Source organism: Streptomyces sp. NPDC088354, assembly GCF_044753585.1.
GTDB lineage: Bacteria > Actinomycetota > Actinomycetes > Streptomycetales > Streptomycetaceae > Actinacidiphila.
Window position 1 is genome coordinate 89,454 of sequence record NZ_JBIVNJ010000030.1, and the last position, 17,188, is coordinate 106,641.

Genomic DNA, 17,188 nt, shown 5'->3' on the forward strand with positions numbered 1-17,188 from the left:
CGCGACAAGGCAATGGAACATCCGTGCCACGAAAATGGGACAGGAGTGTCAATATGGCCGCAAAATCCTTCCCGTGCTCCTGGGGTTCTGTAGAATGACGGAACGGCGAAAAGCGAATTCAGTCGGGCCCTGTCGGTGACTCGGCAAAAAGGGCACACGATACGTGCAACGTGCAGCGTTCAACCGGAAAGAGTAAGTCATGCCAAGCGAATTCCCGAAGGTGGGTACGGGTGAAGGGGGGGCCGGTGAATACGGCGTGTCGCACCACTCACATCTGCTTGCATCTGCGCGAATTCCGCCTGGGCCCGCTCCGGAAATGCAGAGGCTGGCTCGTGCCTGGAGTTCCAATATCCTGAATCACGTAACAGATCTTACTCTGTCACCACAGTCGCTGTGGCGCGGATTCCGATTTGACGCGCATGGGCAAAGATTTAACGACGTAGTGCATGCGGAACATCGTTCCGGCGCCGTGAGTGGGACATCCGGCAACGGGGATGAGAGTGACCCGGTGGTCGTCCACTATGTCCTGTCGGGGCAGGTTCAATTCGAGGGCGAGAACAGCAAGATCACCATAAATCCCGGGGAGATGTGTGTTCGCGACTCGCGCAAGCGCTGGCGTTTCTGGTACGACCCCGGAACCGCTTATCGCTGGGTAACTGTACCGCGAAGTCGCGTAAGTCCTCTGCAGTTGAGTGGAGGGCCGCTCGTGGCGACCAGGTCAAATCCAGAAGTCAAGCTTCTGATCGCATACCTTGAAATGGTAAATGATCACGCCTCTTCAGTTATTTCCATGTCGGGGAAAGCGGCAGTCGCAGACGCGACAATAGGGCTTCTGCGAGGAGTGATTTCCGCCAATGCCGCACAGGGGATAACGGATCGGGGAGACGTTCTCGTCATAGCGGCCAAGAAGGTGATCGATGAGAACCTGGAGGAGCGCGATCTGAGTCCCCTGATGGTCGCACAGATTTTGGGTGTCTCGACGAGGACGCTGCATCGGTGCTTCACTGCGGGTGACGACTCCGTAATGAGTTATGTCCGGCGACGGCGCACCGAAGAAGCGCAGAGGGAAATAATCGAATCCAGCGCCACGGTCAGCTTCGGCGAACTTGCAGCAAAATGGCATTTCTCTGACGCAAGTCATTTCACTCGGACCTTCAAGAAAATGTATGGAACCACGCCGACTGCATACTTGGAAAAACTGCGTAGTGCTGCCCATCGATGAGCGGCTTTGACGCGTCAGCGGATCCGTCCCCGCGCCGACCCGCTACGGCGGCAGCCCGGATGCTCGGCACGTCAGGGAGAGGCCCGTGTCGTTGACCTCGACACCGCGGCGCCGCTGGGTCGCGGAGGCCGAGGCCGGCGCGCCGCAGGCGCTCCAGGAAGTCGGGACAGGCGGTGTGCGACTCCGGCGACTCCGGTGTCTTACGCGTCGTGACGCAGGTGTCGGCCGTCGCTTGTTCGTCTCCGCGCACGGACCACGAAGAGTGTCCCGTGCCGTACACGCCGAACGCCGGCCCCTGTGACAGCCTCACGCCAGAGAACGCGGTCGTGCTGTTTATCGATCACCAGATCGGGCTGATGCAACTGATCGACGACATGGCCCTGGAGACGGCCAAGAGCAATGTCATCGGCCTCGCCCGGGCCGCGAAGACCCTCCTCGAACCATTCCGGCCCGGCCGTCCTCCCGGTCCCATAGGCCATGTCAGCGTCCAGGAGGTAGCGCGGCGGATGACCTCGGTCTCGGGGAACAGCGAGGTCAACTCGGGCAGCAGCGCCCCGTTCGGACCCCAGTCGCGGCTGGTGGTGAGGACGACCGGCAGACCCGGCCGTCCGAGTTCCCGCTGATTCGTGTGTAGGCCCCGTCGCTCTGCAAGTTCCGTTTGCGAGGGGCGCGGGAGGTGTGCGGCCGGGTCTGCCCGCCGGGCACTCCTGCACTCACCCGCGCCCTCCGGCAATGGTGACAGGGAGGGTGGCGGCGCACCGGACAGCGGTGAATCCGGGGTCGTGGATGACGGCCGGCCAGGCGGGGGGCTCGGGAGTCCTGTCGGCGAATACTGCTGCTTCGGCGAAGCCCCGCCCTGTCCGTGAGCGATTCGGGCTGCGGCATCCCGGGCGATGCGACAGGCTCTGGGATCGGTCGCCGGGAGGCGAGGTCCGTGGCGGCGACGGAAGCCTGTCGATCCTTTGCGCCAGCGGGGAGGTGTTGTGCGGACCGTCACGTGCACGCCTGCTTCGAACGGGATCGCCTGATCCAGTGCGCCATCGTCGAACTGCTGCTGCCCAGTCCTCGGTCCCGTCCGCGATGGTCGTTCGCGGGTGTTCGGAGCGTGATGGTCTCCGTCGTGGGTGTGGCTGCGTGATGCCGGCGTCATTCCCCGCCGGCGGGGCGACTCGGCATCGGCGGGCGGAGGCCTGTGTCGCGCGGGGTGGTGGTGCGTGGGTTGCCGAGGTGGGCGGTTTGGGCGGGTTTATGTGGTGTGGCGGATGATGAGTTGGGTGGGGAGGGTGACGTGGTGGTTGGGGGTGGTGTGGTTGGGGGTGGTGGTGTGGGTTTGGTTGATGTGGTGGAGGAGGAGGGTGGCCATGGTGTGGCCCATGTGTTGGGTGGGTTGGCGAATGGTGGTGAGGGGCGGGTCGGTGTGGCGGGCGATGGTGGAGTCGTCGAAGCCGATGATGGCGATGTCGTGGGGGATGTGATGGCCGGTGGTGCGGAGGGCGAGGATGGCGCCGGTGGCGGTGACGTCGGAGGCGGCGAAGACGGCGTCGAGGTGAGGGCGGCGGTTGAGTAGTTCGTGCATGGCGGTCTGGCCGCGTTGTTCGGTGAAGTCGCCGTGGGCGATGAGGTGTTCGTCGACGGTGATGCCGGCGTGGTGGAGGGCTGTGCGGTAGCCGGTCAGGCGGGCTTGGGCGGCTTCCATGTCGAGGGGGCCGGTGATGGTGGCGATGGTGCGGCGGCCTTGGTCGATGAGGTGTTGGACGGCGGCGTGGGCTCCGCCTTCGTTGTCGGCGTGGACGTGGGGGAGGGGTTCGTCGGGGGTGCGGCGTCCGGCGAGGACGGTGGGGATGCCGCGTTCGGTGAGGAGGTCGGGGAGGGTGTCGTCGCGGTGGACGGCGACCATGAGGGCCCCGTCGACGCGTTGTGCGGTGAGGTAGCTCGCGAGGCGGTTGCGTTCGTGCTCGTCGCGGGCGAGGACGAGGAGGAGTTGCATGTCGGCGTCGGTGAGGCCGGCGCTGACACCGCGGATGATGGCGGAGAAATAGGGCTCGGAGAACAGCCGGGTTTCGGATTCGGGGATGACCAGGGCGATGGAGTCGGTGCGGCGGGTGACCAGGGAGCGGGCGGCGCGGTTGGGAACGTAGGCGAGTTCGGCGATGGCGCGTTCGACGGCGGCGCGGGCCTGGGGACTGACGTGGGACGAGCCGTTGATGACGCGGGAGACGGTGCCGCGTCCGACGCCGGCCCGGGCGGCGACCGCGTCCAGGGTCGGGCGTCTGGTGCGGGTGGTGGGCCCGGGTGGCTGCGGGGCGGGGGTCATCTTTCACCTTCCGGCGGTGCGCGTGGGCTGCTTCATTGTGGCCCGGGAATCGGGTAGGGGTGTTCCCGGGGGTCCGGTGGCGGCCTGCCGCTGTGGCGCGTCCGTCGTGACCTGCGAGGATTGTGCATCACGCGGTGGTGGCGCAACACGTGGCCGTGACGTGTTGGACACGCTTACGCAACGACGTCGTCTTCAAGTCTTGACATCGGGGCGGGTGAGCAACGAGTCTTCCGGCATGCCGCATGGGAGCGGTCCCACGGTTTGCCGGGGGCGCCCCGCGCGGCTCCGTAGAACCGAAGGCCTTTCCTCCGATTGCGGATCGCACGTGGTGTGACCTGAGCTTTTGCACGGATTTTCGTGTGGGGTGCGGGTGCTGTGCGGCGGTGGGGGGAGGGGTGCGGGCTGTCGAGCGCTGGCGGTCCGTTTCCTGAGGTCCGTTCCCCCACTGGAACAAGGAGTAGTGGAAATGCGCATAACTGGCACCGGCTGCGGTCGCGGCCGCAGTGTGGCGGTGGTGACCGGGTCGGTCCTGGCGGCCTCGGCGCTCGTGCTGACGGGATGCAGCAGCAGTAGCGACGACGGTGGCTCGGATGCTGCCGGCTCCGGCGGCGGGATCACTCTCACCGTGGCTGACTTCGGGCAGTTCGGCTACAAGGAGGCCGGCCTGTTCGACCAGTACCACAAGCTTCACCCGAACATCACGGTGAAGGAAGAAGTCACGGCCAACGAGCAGGACTACTACCCGAAGCTTCTGCAGCAGCTGAACACGGGCAGCGGTCTGGGGGACGTCACGGGTGTCGAGGTCGGCCGGATCAAGGAGGTCGTGGACACCCAGGCGGACAAGTTCGCCGATCTGAGCAAGTCGATCGATGTGAACGACTGGGTGTCGTGGAAGGAGAAGCAGGCCACGACGAAGGACGGCGCGGTCATCGGTGCGGGTACCGACATCGGTCCGATGTCGCTGTGCTACCGCAAGGACCTGTTCGCCCAGGCGGGTCTGCCCTCGGACCGCGAGGCCGTGGCGAAGGCGGTCGCGGGTGGCTGGGAGGACTACCTCAAGCTCGGTGAGCAGTACAAGGCGAAGGCCCCGGCGGGGACGTTCTTCATGGACTCCGCGAGCGCGATGTACAACGCGGTGGTCAGCTCGGACGCCAAGCAGTACTACGACGCGGACGGCAACGCGGTCTACAAGGACAGCGCGGCCGTGCAGCAGGGCTGGAACCTGGCCGCCGAGGCCGCGCAGAAGAAGCTGAGCCAGGGCCTGCCTCAGTTCACCGATGCCTGGACGGCGGCGCTGCGCAAGGGTTCGGTGGCGACGGTGGCGTGCCCGGCGTGGATGGCCAACCAGATCTCGAACAACTCCGGTGACGCCTACAAGGGCAAGTGGGACATCTCCCGTGCGCCGGGCAGCACCGCGGCGAACTGGGGCGGGTCGTTCCTGGCGGTTCCCAAGGGCGGCAAGCACGTCAAGGAGGCCACCGACCTCGTCAAGTGGCTGACGGCGCCGGAGCAGCAGGCGGCGGTGTTCAAGGCGGCCGGTATCTTCCCGTCGAACCAGAAGGCCTACGAGCTCCCGGACGTGAAGAACGCGACGCTGCCGTACTTCAGTGACGCGCCGATCGGGCAGATCTACGCCGAGGAGGCCAAGTCGATCCCCGAGGCGGTGCTCGGCCCGAAGGACGGCGTGATCAAGGACACGATCTCCACGCAGATCAACAACATGGAGCAGCGGGGCACCAAGCCCGACGACGCGTGGAAGGCCGCGACCGACACGATCGACAAGGCGATCGGCTGACCTACCTTCGGTGCGGGCGGCGGTGACGGCCGCCCGCACCGGTCCGGGCACCCGTTCGGGGCCGGGGCGGCGGGGGCCTGCTGTGGCGGGGTCCGTCGCGCCGGCCCGGGGTCGCCCGGGCCGGCGACGGCGCCCGGCGCGAGGATGCGACGCCGGTCCCGTACCCACCCGGTCGAACCCCAGACAAGGACCTCCTCCGTGGCAACAACGACCCCCACCCCGGATGCCTACAGCCCGCCGCCCGGCAACCCCGGACCCGGCTCCGGCGCCGTGTCGGGCAGCCGGCAGGCATGGCGCAGCCGGCTGTGGCGTTTCGACGACGCGGCCTCGCCGTACGCGTACATCGCGCCGTTCTTCCTGATCTTCGGTGCCTTCGGGCTCTACCCCCTGCTGTACACCGGGTGGATCGCCCTGCACCGGGTGGAGATGACGAGTCTGAGCCAGTCCCAGTGGGTGGGCTTCGACAACTTCACCAAGATCCTCCAGGACTCCGAGTTCTGGACGGCGGTCGCCAACACCTTCGTGATCGGTGTGATCTCCACCGTCCCGCAGTTGCTGGTCGCCCTGGGCCTGGCGCACCTGCTCAACTACAAGCTGCGGGCCAGCACGGTGTGGCGAACGGTGATCCTGACCCCGTACGCCACGTCGGTGGCGACCGCGGCGCTGGTGTTCGCGCTGGTCTTCCGGGCCGACGGGGGTCTGCTGAACTGGGTGCTGCACTTCGTCGGGTTCGGCAACACCGACTGGGGCAACGGCGAGTGGACCTCGAAGATCGCCATTTCGGTGATCGTGATCTGGCGGTGGACCGGCTACAACACGCTGATCTATCTCGCGGCGATGCAGGCGGTGCCGGCCGATCTGTTCGAGGCGGCCTCGATCGACGGTGCCTCGCGGTGGCAGCAGTTCCGCAAGGTGACCATTCCCTCGCTGCGCCCGACGATCCTGTTCACGATCGTGATCTCCACGATCGGTTCGATGCAGTTGTTCGGTGAGCCGTTGCTGCTGCAGGGCGGCACGCTCGGGTCCATCGGCGGCAACGAGCACCAGTACGAGACCCTCAGCATCTACTTGTTCAATTACGGCTGGAAGCTGGGGCACTTGGGTCCGGCCGCGGCCGTGGCCTGGGCGATGCTCGTCCTGCTGCTGCTCATTGCTCTGATCAACTGGATCGTCGGCCGGTTCGTGCGCGGACGCGCGGCCTGACGGGAGCGGAATTCGATGACCACGACCAGTCCCCTCAGCACCGCAACCGATCTCCTTCCTGCCGACTCGCCGCAGGGCAGGGGCCGCAGCCGGCTGCGGCTCGGCGCGGGCCAGCAGCTCAAGGCCGGCCCGTTGACCTACGCCGCGCTCGTCGTTGTCGGCCTGGGCTCGATCTTCCCCCTCTACTGGACGCTGGTGGCGGCCTCGCACGACCAGCAGCGAGTGCTGGACACCCCGCCGCCGCTGCTGCCGGGCGGCCGGCTGTGGAGCAACCTGCAGGCGGCCTGGGAGCAGGCGAACCTGGGCAAGGCGATCGTCAACAGCATCGTGGTGTCCGGCTGCATCACGGCTGCCACGCTGTTCTTCTGCACGCTGGCCGGTTACGCGTTCGCCAAGATGCGTTTTCGCGGGCGCGGTGTCCTGATGACCGCGGTGATCGCGACGTTGACGATCCCGCCGCAGCTCAGCGTGGTGCCGCTGTTCATGATGATGTCGGACATCGGCTGGGGCGGGAAGCTGGAGTCGGTGATCTTCCCGACCCTGGTCGGTGCCTTCGGTGTGTTCTTCATGCGCCAGTACCTCATCGAGGCGCTGCCCTACGAACTCGTCGAGGCCGCCAAGGTCGACGGTGCGAACAACCTGCGCATCGTGCGCAGCGTGGTGCTGCCGGTGGCCAGGCCCGCGATGATGGTGCTGGGCATGCTGACCTTCGTGCAGGCGTGGAACGACTTCTTTTGGCCCTTCCTCGCGCTGAACCAGCAAAACCCCACCATCCAGGTGGCCCTCGGCCAGCTCAGCGCCTCCTACACGCCCGACCAGAGCATCGTCATGGCCGGCGCGCTGATCAGCACGCTGCCGCTGCTCCTGGTGTTCGTGATCTTCGGCAAGCAGATCGTCGGGGGCATCATGGCGGGCGCCGTGAAGGGCTGACCCCGCCGGTTCCGCCCGGTGCGCCCCCGGGGGGCGGGGCCCGGTGCGCACCGGGCCCCGCCGGCCCGGTGGGTGGTGGGCCGGGCCGCCTGCCGCTGCACCCGGCCCGCATCCGCCGGCCGCGGGCGGCGCGGCCGGCCGGCCGGACGGTCCGGCCCGGTGCGGCCGGCCCACCGATGACCCCGGGCCCCGGACGGACCGTTCCGGGCGGCGGGCACCCGCCCGGCACCCGTACCCGCCCCGCCCGCCCCGGGGCCCCGTCTCCTTCGGGGCCCGCATCCGCCCGCTGGGGCTCGTCTCCTTCGGGGGCGGGTCTTCGCCCGGCGGGCCTGTACTCGCCGTCCGGGGTGCACTCCTCGGGGCTGTTTGTCGCTTGTTGTCCTTCCTTTGGGCCGGATCCTGCTGTCCGGTTCGTTCAGCCGATATTTTGGGAGCGTTCTCACGATGACCGCCGTACGACCCGAGGCGAGCCCCCGGCCGGCCTCGGCCACTTCTTTCCCGCCCGGTTTCATCTGGGGAGCGGCCACTGCCGCGTACCAGGTCGAGGGCGCCGCTGCCGAGGACGGCCGGACCCCTTCGATCTGGGACACCTTCAGTCACACGCCGGGGAAGGTCCGCAACGGTGACACCGGTGACATCGCCGCCGATCACTACCACCGTTACCGTGACGACGTCGCTTTGATGAAGGACCTGGGCCTGCAGGCCTATCGTTTTTCCGTCTCCTGGTCGCGGGTGCAGCCCACCGGCCGCGGGCCGGCCGTCGAGCGGGGTCTGGACTTCTACCGGCGGCTGACCGACGAGCTGCTGGAGGCGGGCATCACCCCCGTCGCGACCTTGTACCACTGGGACCTGCCGCAGGAGCTGGAGGACGCCGGGGGCTGGCCGCACCGTGACACCGCCCTGCGTTTCGCGGAGTACGCGGGCATCATGGCCGGCGCGCTGGGTGACCGGGTCGGGGTGTGGACGACTTTGAACGAGCCGTGGTGCTCGGCGTTCCTGGGCTACGGTTCGGGCGTTCACGCCCCGGGCCGTACCGACCCGGCCGCCACGCTGCGCGCGGCGCATCACCTGAACCTGGGGCACGGGCTGGCGATCGGTGCGCTGCGTGCGGCGCTGCCGGCGTCCGCGCAGACCTCGATCACGCTCAATCTGCACCAGGTGCGGCCGCTGACCGACAGTGCCGGTGACGCCGAGGCCGCCCGCCGGATCGACGCCGTCGGCAACCGGATCTTCACCTCCCCGATCCTGGACGGCGTCTACCCCGAGGACCTGCGCCAGGACACCCGGCACCTGGTCGACTGGGACCGTCTGGTGCACGACGGCGACCTGGCGGAGATCTCCCGCCCGATCGACGTCCTGGGCGTCAACTACTACTCCCCGACGGTGGTCTCGCTGCCCGCCGACGGCGCCGGCACCACCAAGAACGACGGCCACGGCGCGAGCGACCACTCGCCGTGGACGGGCTCGGAGCACATCGCCTTCCACCTGGCCAACGACAACCTCACGGCGATGAACTGGGCCATCGACCCCAGCGGGCTGCACACCCTGCTCACCGACCTGGCGGCCTCGCACCCCGAACTGCCGCTGATGGTCACCGAGAACGGTGCGGCCTTCGACGACTACGCCTCGCCCGAGGGCGTGGTCAACGACCCGCAGCGCATCGCCTACCTGCACGCCCACCTGGACGCGGTCCGCCAGGCCGTCGCCGACGGCGCGGACGTGCGCGGCTACTTCCTGTGGTCCCTGCTGGACAACTTCGAGTGGTCCTACGGCTACTCCAAGCGGTTCGGCACCATCTACGTCGACTACGCCACCCAGCGCCGCATCCCGAAGGCGAGCGCCCACTGGTACGCGGGCGTGATCCGCCAGAACGCGCTGCCGGCCACCGACGCCTGACCCGGGCCCGGACCCGTCCGGCCCGAAAGGGGCGCCGCCGCCTTCGTGCGGCGGCGCCCCTGCCTGTTCCCGGACCCGCGGCCGGCCCGGCAGTGGCTGATGCCCGGGGCGGGGGATCGCGCATCGCCGTTCCCGGGGACTGCTGGTGCGTCATGGGGTGGCGTCACTGGTGACCTGACCGAGGGCGACCGCGCTGCGAAGCGCGGTAGGTGTGGGCGTGGGTCGGCCGGGAAGCGGGCGAGGCCGGCAGTGGCTGGCGGCCGACACCGCCCTCCAGCCGGCCGGTCCCCAAGAACGCCCTCGAGCGCGGCGCCGCACAGGGGGCCGGGCGGGTCGGGGCCGTCCACGTCCGTTCAGTGGGGGTGGTGTTCGAGCCAGGGCACGATGTGGTCGACGTAGCTGTCCACGTTCGCCAGGGATGTGCCGGGCAGGACCGCGATGAGGTGCCCGATGCCGAAGGTCTGGTCCCAGATGCGGGCGCGCCGGTAGGTGTCGGGGTCGACGGCGCGGCGGAGGGTGTCCCAGCCGTGCCAGGCCATGCAGGCCGCGTCGACGGCGGGGTCGAAGGCCAGGGCCGCATCCCAGTCCAGGACACCGATCAGCTTCCCGTCGGGGCCCCAGTGGACGTTGGAGCCGCCGAGGTCGCCGTGCACGAGCGCGCCCGGGACGGGGTCCAGGGCCATCGCGTGGTCCAGGCGCCGGCGGCCTTCGTCGCGCCAGCGTGCGGGCAGGCGGGGGATGACGTCCTCGGCCAGGACGGCGGCCCAGCCCCGTACCGGGGCCGGCTCCTGGCCGGCGGCCAGGGCGCGGCGCAGCCCGGCCGTCAGCGGTACTTCGCGCAGGGCGCGCAGGAGTTCGCCGATCTGCCGCGGGTCGCCTTCGCCCTCGGGCCATGCCGTGCCGTCGATCCAGGACACGGCGACGGCGGCGCGCCCGTCGAAGTCGGTGACCGCTGTGAGCGGCTGCGGCACGGCGAACGGCAGGCCGGCGGCCCCGATGGCCCGCAGCAGTTCCGTGCGCCGCGGCAGTGCCTGCGCCCCGGACGGTCGCCGGCTGATCCGCACGGCCGCGATGCCGGGCAGCAGCACGACGTGGTGGATGTTGCCGTCGGCTGCCAGCCGGGCCCGGTCCAGCCGGGTGCCCGGCAGGAGTGCGTCGACGATCTCCAGCAGGTCCGCGGGTACTTCGTGGCCCACGCCGTCATTCCCTTCCGATGGTCTGCCCGTTCACCGGGCCCCGGTACGCACCCGCCCGCCGGCGACCGAGCAGCGGCTCTGCCGCCCGGGGGGCCTGGCAGGAGAGGGGGGCGATTCCTGGGGCGGCCGGGTCGAGGAGGATACCCGGCCGTGACGGGAGGCGTCCGCGCCGCAATCGTCGACGTCCACGCAGGTGTGCCGCCGCGTTCGCGACACCGGACCGGCACCGCGCGATGGCCGCGTGGTGCGACCTTGTCATCGGGGCGCTGCGGCCGGCCGGTGCGAACAGCCTCGCCGCCCGGCTGCGGCACGGACGCCCGCCGCGCGGACCGCCCGGTTGCCCCGCTCGCCGGGCTCGGCCGACCGGGAAACAAACGCCCGCCGCGTACGCCGGAGCCCCGGCCCCCGGGGGCAGCGTGCGATCCCACCGGTTGCCGCCGGGTGCCGGACCGCTGCCGGGCCGCTCACCCCTGCACGGCGAACGACTCGATGTAGGCCAGGGCTCCGTGGAGTGCGTCGCGCAGCGGCGTGACGTCGTCGACTGCCTGGTCCAGTAGGGCTCCGCCCTGGAATGCGGCCGTGAGCAGGTGGGCGAGAGCGACCGGGTCGGCCTCCGGCCGCAGCTCGCCGCGCTCGCGCATCGCGCTCAGACCGTTGCGGAACAGCTCCTGCCATCGCTCGAAGCCGTCGGCCACCGCGTCGCGGTGGGAGGGGGTGGCCTTGACGACTTCGGCGGCCAGGGAGCCGAACGTGCACCCGCCGCGCACCATGTCCTGCGAGGCGATGTAGGAGTCGGCCCAGCGGCGCAGCGCGGCGAAGCTGTCCAGCCCGCCCAGAGCGGGGACCTGATGGCGGGCGACGATGGTGTCGGCCTGCCAGGCGAGCACCGCACGCACCAGGGACTCCTTGGTGGGGAAGTGCCGGGTCAGCTGGGAACCGCTGACCCCGGTGGCGGCGCGGATCTGCTCGTTGTTGGTGTTCTGCACGCCGTGCTCGTAGATCAGATCCGCGGCCGCCTTGATGATGCGTTCGCGCGTGGCCAGACCCTTGGGGGTCAGCTTCCGGGCCGACGCTTCGCTGCTCGCAGTCATGGGCCGACCCTACCACGAAAAAGGGGCTTGACAGCCTCTTTCGTGTGGTGTTCCATGAGGTCCGGCCCAAAAAAGGGCTGGCAAGCCCATTTAGGGAAAGGGGTGGACGACGTGTCCGCACAGGCTTCACCGCAGGCAGCCGCCGCGCGGCCCGCCGGCCCGGCCGTGGCAGCCGCGGAGGAGGGCCGTCCGCGGCGCCGGAGCGTCATGACGGTGCCGGGTGCCGCCGCCTGCACGGCGCAGCTCGACTCCTTCGCCGTGGACGTCGCCCTGGCCGGGATCGGCCGGTCGTTCCCGCGCGTGAGTACCGTGGGCGTCTGGTGGGTTCTGCCGCCCTCGCACCCCAACGCCCCACCCCGGGCAGCGCCGTGCGCGACATGAGCCGGCAGGTCGGCAGTGCGTGGGTGTGGCCCCGGTTGCTGTCACCCCCAGCCCGCGGCCGCCGGGTTCGGCCCTGCCCGGGCCGGCCCGGGCCCGGCGCCGGGGTCGCCGCAGCCGCCGCGCTGCTCGCCCTCCGGTCCCGCCGCACACCCCTGACCGCACGGCCGCAGCCACTGGGGGGCCGGAGCGCAAGCGATCACGGCCTCCTGACGGGGGCGGAAGCGCCCCCGTCATCTGCGGCATCGGCCCCGAAAGGACCGGCGCCGCGGTTCCCGTCAGCCCCTGAAGAAACGGAGATCTCCCTCATGGAACGCAACCTCCTCGTGATCGGGGCCACCGGCAAGACCGGCGGCCGCACCACCGAACTCCTGCTCCGGCGCGGTCACCGCGTCCGCGCACTCGTCCGCGGCCTCGACGCACGCGCCGAGCGGCTCGCCGACCTCGGGGCGGACGTCGTGGAAGGCGACGTCCTGGACCTGGACTCTCTGGCCCGGGCGGCCAAGGGGATCGACGCCCTCTACTTCACCTATCCGATCCGCCCCGGCCTGATGGACGCGACCGTGAACGTGGCCCGGGCGGCGGAGGAGAACGGGGTCCAGGCGATCGTGAACATGTCGCAGATATCCGCCCGCCGCGACACCGCCAGCAACGCCGCCCGCCAGCACTGGGTCGCCGAACGCGTCCTGGACCGGGCCCCGGTCCCGGTCACCCACATCCGCCCGACCTTCTTCGCCCAGTGGCTGGTCGACACCTGGGCCGACGGCACCGGCGAACTGCGCCTGCCGTTCGCCGACGGACGCCACGCCCCCATCGCGGAGAGCGACCAGGCGAAGGTGATCGCGGCCATCCTGGAAGACCCCGCCCCCCACGCCGGCCAGATCTACCCGCTGCACGGAGCCGAGGAGCTCGACCACTACGAGATCGCCGAGAAGATGTCGAAGGCGCTGGAGTGCCAAGTCACCTACGTCCCCGTCGAACTCGACGAATTCGCCGCCATCCTGCACGGGCGCGGCGCCCGCCGGACCACCTCGTCCAGCACCTGCTCGCCGTGGCCGTCGACTACCGCAACGGCGTCTTCGCCGGCACCAACGACCTGGTGAGGACGATCGGCGGCAGTGACCCCCTCGACGTCGAGGGTTTCATCGCCCAGAACCGCGCTGCCTTCACCCTGCCCACCGCCTGAATACCGGAGAACACCATGAGCGTCTGGTTCATCACAGGATCGTCGCGGGGCTTCGGCCGGGAAATCACCCGTGCCGCCCTCGCCGCCGGCCACCAGGTGGTCGCGACCGCCAGGAACCCCGAAACCGTCCGCGAGCGGTTTCCCGACGCCGGCGACGCACTGCTCACCGCGCCGCTGGACGTGACCGACCCGCGAAGCATCCAAGCGGCCGTCGACGACGCGGTCGGCAGGTTCGGCCGGATCGACGTCCTGGTCAACAACGCCGGCACCGGCCTGCTCGCCGCCGTCGAAGAGTCCGAGGACGCCGCGGTCCGCGCGGTGTACGAGACCAACGTGTTCGGCCCGCTGGCCGTACAGCGCGCCGTACTGCCGGTACTGCGGCGCCAGCGCGCCGGCCACGTGATCAACATCAGCTCCATCGTGGGCTTCGCCACCGCGCCGGGCTGGGGCATCTACGCCTCCACCAAGTTCGCCGTCGAAGGCTTCACCGAGACCCTCCACACCGAACTGGCACCCTTGGGCATCCACGTGACACTCGTGGAACCGGGTTTCTTCCGCACCGACTTCCTCGATCCCGCCAGCCTGCACACCGGACCCGACGCGATCGACGACTACGCGCCCACCGTCGGTGCGATGCGCGCGGCCGCCGCGAGCCTGAACCACGCCCAGCCCGGCGACCCGGCCAAGGCCGCCCACGCCATCGTCGAGATCGCCGCCACCCCCGAACCGCCCCTGCGCCTTCCGCTCGGCGTAGACACCCTGCACGCCTTCGACGCCAAACTGGACACCTTCCGCAAGGAGATGGACGCCTGGCGTCACGTCGCCCTCTCCACCGATCACGCATAAGGCTGCGCCCTGTACGGTCAGGGCTCCGGCGTAGTGCTCTGACCGCATAGGTTCGCCGGGTCGTTGAGGCCGCCCTGACTTGCAGCGATACCTGGCCACTCGCAGGCGTGGATGGCCACTCCCGTCGCGGCATCGAGCGATGAGTTCCGATACGAACAGAGGTCTTCTTGGGCGGACGTGCTCGCGAGGCGCCAGTAAAGACGCCGCCCAGTCCTCGGATCGTGGGCACGTACGGACTCGACCAAGCCTGATGACCCGTAAGGAGGAGCCAGCGTGAGCGACATTGTGGTCCAGAAGATCGTCCGGCCTGAGCGCGCAGTATCGGGCCCGTGGCTGGAGGTGATCGCCTCGAATCTCGACTACCACCGAGCGACCTTCTTGTGGAAGTGCGAGGGCCTCTCGGATGCACAACTGCGGCTGCGTCCTGTGCGGTCGTCGGCGTTGACCCTGCTGGGGCTCATGCGCCATCTGCAGGGGGTTGAGCGTGCCTGGTTCCAGCGGACGTTGGCGGGCACGACGCCTCGCTTCTTCCCTTATCAGACCTACGTCACCGCTGACGGTGGCGAGTGGTACGACGAGTCGGACGCTACGCCGGCCAGGGACGTCCACGAGGACTACCTGAAGGCGTGCGAGGAGTCGCGGCAGGTGTTCGCGAAGGTGACCGTCGACCTCGCGCGCATCGTGCCGAATCAGGAGTTCGGTGACACCGATGTGCGGTTCGTCCTTGAACACGTGATCGAGGAGTACGCCCGCCACGTCGGCCATGCGGATCTCCTCCGCGAGGCCATCGATGGCGCCACCGGCGAGTAGCCGACCGCTGCGCCCCACGAAGCGTGCCTCGGCCCGGCATGCGACGAATCGCTACCGTACCGACCAGCGGCAAGATAGCCAACCACCCGTGGGTACAGGCTGGTCACCAGGGGTCCTGCGACCGCCCCTGGCCACATATCTCCGGCGGTCACACCGCCGTGGCGAGGGGCCGACCGCCCCAGCGGATACCTTTCTCGCTGCGGATGCGGGCGCGTTCCCTGCGTTCGGCGGCCAGGATGTCGCGGTGGCGGGCGTTGGCGTTGCGCCACCGCAGGTAGGCGTGCAACGCCTGGGTCTGCACGGTGTGGTTGGGGTAGTTCGAGTTGGCGACGGCGAACTGCCGCAGCGGTCCGAAGTGGGCTTCGATGGGGTTGGCCCACGAGGCGTACGCCGGGGTGAAGCACAACTCGACCTTGTGCTTCTTCGCCCAGCGACGGATGTCGGCGCCCTTGTGGGCGGACAGGTTGTCCAGGATCACGTAGACCGGAGCACCGTCGGGACGGGCGGCGCGGATCGACTTCAGCGCGGCCAGCGTGTTCCCGGCGCCCTTCTTGCGCCGGTTGACGCCCCGTAGGGTCTCGTCGCCGACCGAGTAGCAGCCCTGGAAGTACCGCACGGCGTGGGTGCGGTGGTAGGTCGCCGGCACCCGGTCGGGCCGGGTCTGTTCGGCCCAGCAGCTGCCGCCGGTGGGCCGGATTCCCAGTGGGCCGAACTCGTCGAAGGCGAAGACGCGGTCGGGGGAAGCGGTCAAGGACGTGCTCGATGCGGTCGAGCTTGGTGTCGCGCTCGGGGTCGGGGGATTCCTTCCAGGTCGTGGTGCGCTGGAAGGTGACACCGCGGCGGGCGAGCAGGCCGCGTAAGCTCTCGCGGCCGATGCGGATCACCCTGCCGTGGACCTTGCGCAGGTAAGCGGCGAGCTTGCGCAGTGACCAGCGGGTGAAGGGCTGGCCGAGCTTGGTGGGGCGGGTGGTGGCCGTCTGGATGACGACTCCTCGTGGTCAGAGCTGAGTCGGCGGGGACGGCCTCCCGCCCACTTGGGGTCCAGGCAGGCCAGGCCGATCTCGTTGAAGCGGTGGATCACATCGCGCACGGTGTCCTCGTCGGCCTGCACCAGCTGGGCGATCACCGGCACGCGGTTCCCACCGGCCGAGGCCAGCAGCATCATCGCGCGCCGATTGCGCACCGAGCTGGTGCTGCCCCGGCGCACGATCTGCTGCAGCTTCTGCCCTTCCTGGTCGGTCAGTCTGCGCACGCGGACAGGCTCGGCCACCGCACCTGCAGCGGTCGGATCGGACGTCGCCCATATCCAGCCGTCGGCGGAGGCCGGCCTCGATGTTCTTCACGCTGTCCGCGTGGGCGGGCTCCGATGGCGATGCTGCGCCAGACGGCCATCGCGCGACGCGCGTTGCCGGTCCGCCTCTGGGCGGCGTCCTCGGCGAAGGTGGTGTCTCGGACATGGTGCACGACATCGGTCTTCCCGTGGTCGCGGGCGAGTTCTTCTGGTTGTCCTTGACGATCACGATGTATTGGGCGCCCCGGCCGAGGAGGCAGTCGGCATTCCCGTGCCGGATTGCATCGGACGGTTGCAGGCTGTCCGGGGCGGGCCGAAGCTGTGGCATGACCGGCTGAGCGGGCGTCACCGGCCGGGCTGTGCCCGTGGCCTGGGAATGTGGGCCGTGGAGTGCGGGCGAGTCCGGTGTCTGGCCGTGACTGCTGTCTCCGGCGGTGTGGCCGCTGCCGGTGCGGGACGGACACGTCCTGCTCAGGCGTGCCTGCTTCAGCGAAGGCGGCAGGAACGGCGGGGGTGGCGGACGGATGCCGAGGTGTGTTGATGTCGGCTTCCGGGCTGATGGGCGCTGGGAGCCCGGTGGCACTCACCGATTCACTCACCGAAATCAGGGGTCAAAGTCACAATCCAGCAGCATCATCTGGGGTCGGTGAGTGGCCACTGATCACCGGTGAGGAGCAAGGGTCCGCTCACCGTCGCAGGTCACGGGCTCCTCGCAGACGTCACCGGCTTGCGCTGTGCCCGTGGCCACGCACCGCCGGGCCGGCCGGACCGGCGTGAGAAGTCGCCGAGCGGGCGTGCTGCACCGGTTTCCGGCATCCCCTACCCCCCGGCCCGGGGTCGCGATCGGGTGGGGTCCTCCCGATCCAGGACTTTGACGTTAATCGACCGGTCGTCTACCTTGGTAGTCGACCGACCGGCTAGTTGTTGGTCGGGTAAGACCGACCGGCAATAGGTGGCCGCTGTGCGTCTGGGAGATGGTCTGGATGCGGCACGGGCACGGGCCTGCGTGATCATGGAGTTCTCTACGCTC

15 protein-coding genes and 1 pseudogene are annotated in these 17,188 nt (G+C 69.4%); 12 read left to right on the top strand and 4 right to left on the bottom strand.

What is annotated here, in order from left to right:
* Nucleotides 1–199 precede the first annotated feature (199 nt).
* Together ACIP98_RS31645 and ACIP98_RS31650 are read left to right on the top strand one after the other, a co-directional pair.
* Nucleotides 200–1,222 carry a helix-turn-helix domain-containing protein gene (locus ACIP98_RS31645; RefSeq protein WP_401979146.1) on the top strand — a complete coding sequence of 341 codons (1,023 nt, stop codon included), beginning with the start codon at nucleotides 200–202 and terminating at the stop codon, nucleotides 1,220–1,222.
* Between the two features lie 269 nt (nucleotides 1,223–1,491).
* On the top strand, nucleotides 1,492–1,845 hold the full coding sequence (locus tag ACIP98_RS31650) for a hypothetical protein (RefSeq protein WP_401979147.1): 354 nt from the start codon (nucleotides 1,492–1,494) through the stop codon (nucleotides 1,843–1,845).
* Nucleotides 1,846–2,468: 623 nt separating this feature from the next.
* Here ACIP98_RS31650 and ACIP98_RS31655 read toward each other — a convergent pair.
* Nucleotides 2,469–3,536, bottom strand: a complete 1,068-nt coding sequence (locus tag ACIP98_RS31655; protein WP_319662288.1) for a LacI family DNA-binding transcriptional regulator — start codon at nucleotides 3,534–3,536, stop codon at nucleotides 2,469–2,471.
* A 466-nt stretch (nucleotides 3,537–4,002) separates the two neighbouring features.
* On the opposite strand from ACIP98_RS31655, the gene ACIP98_RS31660 reads away from it, so the two are divergent.
* The 4 genes from ACIP98_RS31660 (at nucleotide 4,003) to ACIP98_RS31675 (ending at nucleotide 9,360) form a co-directional block, all read left to right on the top strand.
* Entirely contained in the window at nucleotides 4,003–5,331 is a 1,329-nt protein-coding gene (locus ACIP98_RS31660) for an extracellular solute-binding protein (RefSeq protein ID WP_319662287.1), read from the top strand.
* A gap of 198 nt (nucleotides 5,332–5,529) precedes the next feature.
* Nucleotides 5,530–6,534 (top strand): sugar ABC transporter permease, encoded by a 1,005-nt coding sequence (locus ACIP98_RS31665; RefSeq protein ID WP_319662286.1) that lies wholly within the window; start codon nucleotides 5,530–5,532, stop codon nucleotides 6,532–6,534.
* A 15-nt stretch (nucleotides 6,535–6,549) separates the two neighbouring features.
* A complete protein-coding gene (locus ACIP98_RS31670) occupies nucleotides 6,550–7,464 on the top strand; it encodes a carbohydrate ABC transporter permease (protein ID WP_319662285.1) in 915 nt (304 codons plus the stop codon).
* A 444-nt stretch (nucleotides 7,465–7,908) separates the two neighbouring features.
* Nucleotides 7,909–9,360, top strand: a complete 1,452-nt coding sequence (locus ACIP98_RS31675) for a GH1 family beta-glucosidase (RefSeq protein WP_319663624.1) — start codon at nucleotides 7,909–7,911, stop codon at nucleotides 9,358–9,360.
* 353 nt (nucleotides 9,361–9,713) lie between these two features.
* Here ACIP98_RS31675 and ACIP98_RS31680 read toward each other — a convergent pair whose 3' ends face one another.
* Both ACIP98_RS31680 and ACIP98_RS31685 read right to left on the bottom strand, forming a co-directional pair.
* Nucleotides 9,714–10,556: a phosphotransferase family protein gene (locus ACIP98_RS31680; protein WP_401979150.1), complete on the bottom strand. Its 843-nt coding sequence runs from the start codon at nucleotides 10,554–10,556 to the stop codon at nucleotides 9,714–9,716.
* 464 nt (nucleotides 10,557–11,020) lie between these two features.
* On the bottom strand, nucleotides 11,021–11,647 hold the full coding sequence (locus ACIP98_RS31685; protein ID WP_401979151.1) for a TetR/AcrR family transcriptional regulator: 627 nt from the start codon (nucleotides 11,645–11,647) through the stop codon (nucleotides 11,021–11,023).
* A gap of 111 nt (nucleotides 11,648–11,758) precedes the next feature.
* On the opposite strand from ACIP98_RS31685, the gene ACIP98_RS31690 reads away from it, so the two are divergent.
* The 5 genes from ACIP98_RS31690 to ACIP98_RS31710 all read left to right on the top strand — a co-directional run bounded on the left by ACIP98_RS31690 (nucleotide 11,759) and on the right by ACIP98_RS31710 (nucleotide 14,867).
* On the top strand, nucleotides 11,759–12,028 hold the full coding sequence (locus ACIP98_RS31690) for a hypothetical protein (protein WP_401979153.1): 270 nt from the start codon (nucleotides 11,759–11,761) through the stop codon (nucleotides 12,026–12,028).
* 305 nt (nucleotides 12,029–12,333) lie between these two features.
* Nucleotides 12,334–13,128: an NmrA family NAD(P)-binding protein gene (locus ACIP98_RS31695; protein ID WP_401979154.1), complete on the top strand. Its 795-nt coding sequence runs from the start codon at nucleotides 12,334–12,336 to the stop codon at nucleotides 13,126–13,128.
* Nucleotides 13,077–13,211, top strand: a complete 135-nt coding sequence (locus ACIP98_RS31700) for a hypothetical protein (RefSeq protein WP_401979156.1) — start codon at nucleotides 13,077–13,079, stop codon at nucleotides 13,209–13,211. The genes ACIP98_RS31695 and ACIP98_RS31700 overlap by 52 nt, the downstream gene beginning before the upstream one ends.
* A 15-nt stretch (nucleotides 13,212–13,226) precedes the next feature.
* A complete protein-coding gene (locus tag ACIP98_RS31705) occupies nucleotides 13,227–14,057 on the top strand; it encodes an oxidoreductase (RefSeq protein ID WP_401979158.1) in 831 nt (276 codons plus the stop codon).
* Between the two features lie 273 nt (nucleotides 14,058–14,330).
* A complete protein-coding gene (locus ACIP98_RS31710; protein WP_319663631.1) occupies nucleotides 14,331–14,867 on the top strand; it encodes a DinB family protein in 537 nt (178 codons plus the stop codon).
* 148 nt (nucleotides 14,868–15,015) lie between these two features.
* Here ACIP98_RS31710 and ACIP98_RS31715 read toward each other — a convergent pair.
* Nucleotides 15,016–16,137, bottom strand: a pseudogene (locus ACIP98_RS31715) (IS630 family transposase).
* Nucleotides 16,138–16,199: 62 nt separating this feature from the next.
* Between ACIP98_RS31715 and ACIP98_RS31720 the strand changes: the two are divergent.
* The gene (locus ACIP98_RS31720) at nucleotides 16,200–16,496 is read left to right on the top strand and encodes a hypothetical protein (RefSeq protein ID WP_401979160.1); all 297 of its coding nucleotides are present in this window, start codon (nucleotides 16,200–16,202) and stop codon (nucleotides 16,494–16,496) included.
* Nucleotides 16,497–17,188: the final 692 nt, after the last annotated feature.

Bases quoted from the DNA above. Each gene is read 5' to 3' on its own strand.
- ACIP98_RS31645 (WP_401979146.1), top strand. From the start codon at position 200: ATGCCAAGCGAATTCCCGAAGGTGGGTACGGGTGAAGGGGGGGCCGGT.
- ACIP98_RS31655 (WP_319662288.1), bottom strand. From the start codon at position 3,536: ATGACCCCCGCCCCGCAGCCACCCGGGCCCACCACCCGCACCAGACGC.
- ACIP98_RS31660 (WP_319662287.1), top strand. From the start codon at position 4,003: ATGCGCATAACTGGCACCGGCTGCGGTCGCGGCCGCAGTGTGGCGGTG.
- ACIP98_RS31670 (WP_319662285.1), top strand. From the start codon at position 6,550: ATGACCACGACCAGTCCCCTCAGCACCGCAACCGATCTCCTTCCTGCC.
- ACIP98_RS31675 (WP_319663624.1), top strand. From the start codon at position 7,909: ATGACCGCCGTACGACCCGAGGCGAGCCCCCGGCCGGCCTCGGCCACT.
- ACIP98_RS31685 (WP_401979151.1), bottom strand. From the start codon at position 11,647: ATGACTGCGAGCAGCGAAGCGTCGGCCCGGAAGCTGACCCCCAAGGGT.
- ACIP98_RS31695 (WP_401979154.1), top strand. From the start codon at position 12,334: ATGGAACGCAACCTCCTCGTGATCGGGGCCACCGGCAAGACCGGCGGC.
- ACIP98_RS31705 (WP_401979158.1), top strand. From the start codon at position 13,227: ATGAGCGTCTGGTTCATCACAGGATCGTCGCGGGGCTTCGGCCGGGAA.
- ACIP98_RS31720 (WP_401979160.1), top strand. From the start codon at position 16,200: ATGTTCTTCACGCTGTCCGCGTGGGCGGGCTCCGATGGCGATGCTGCG.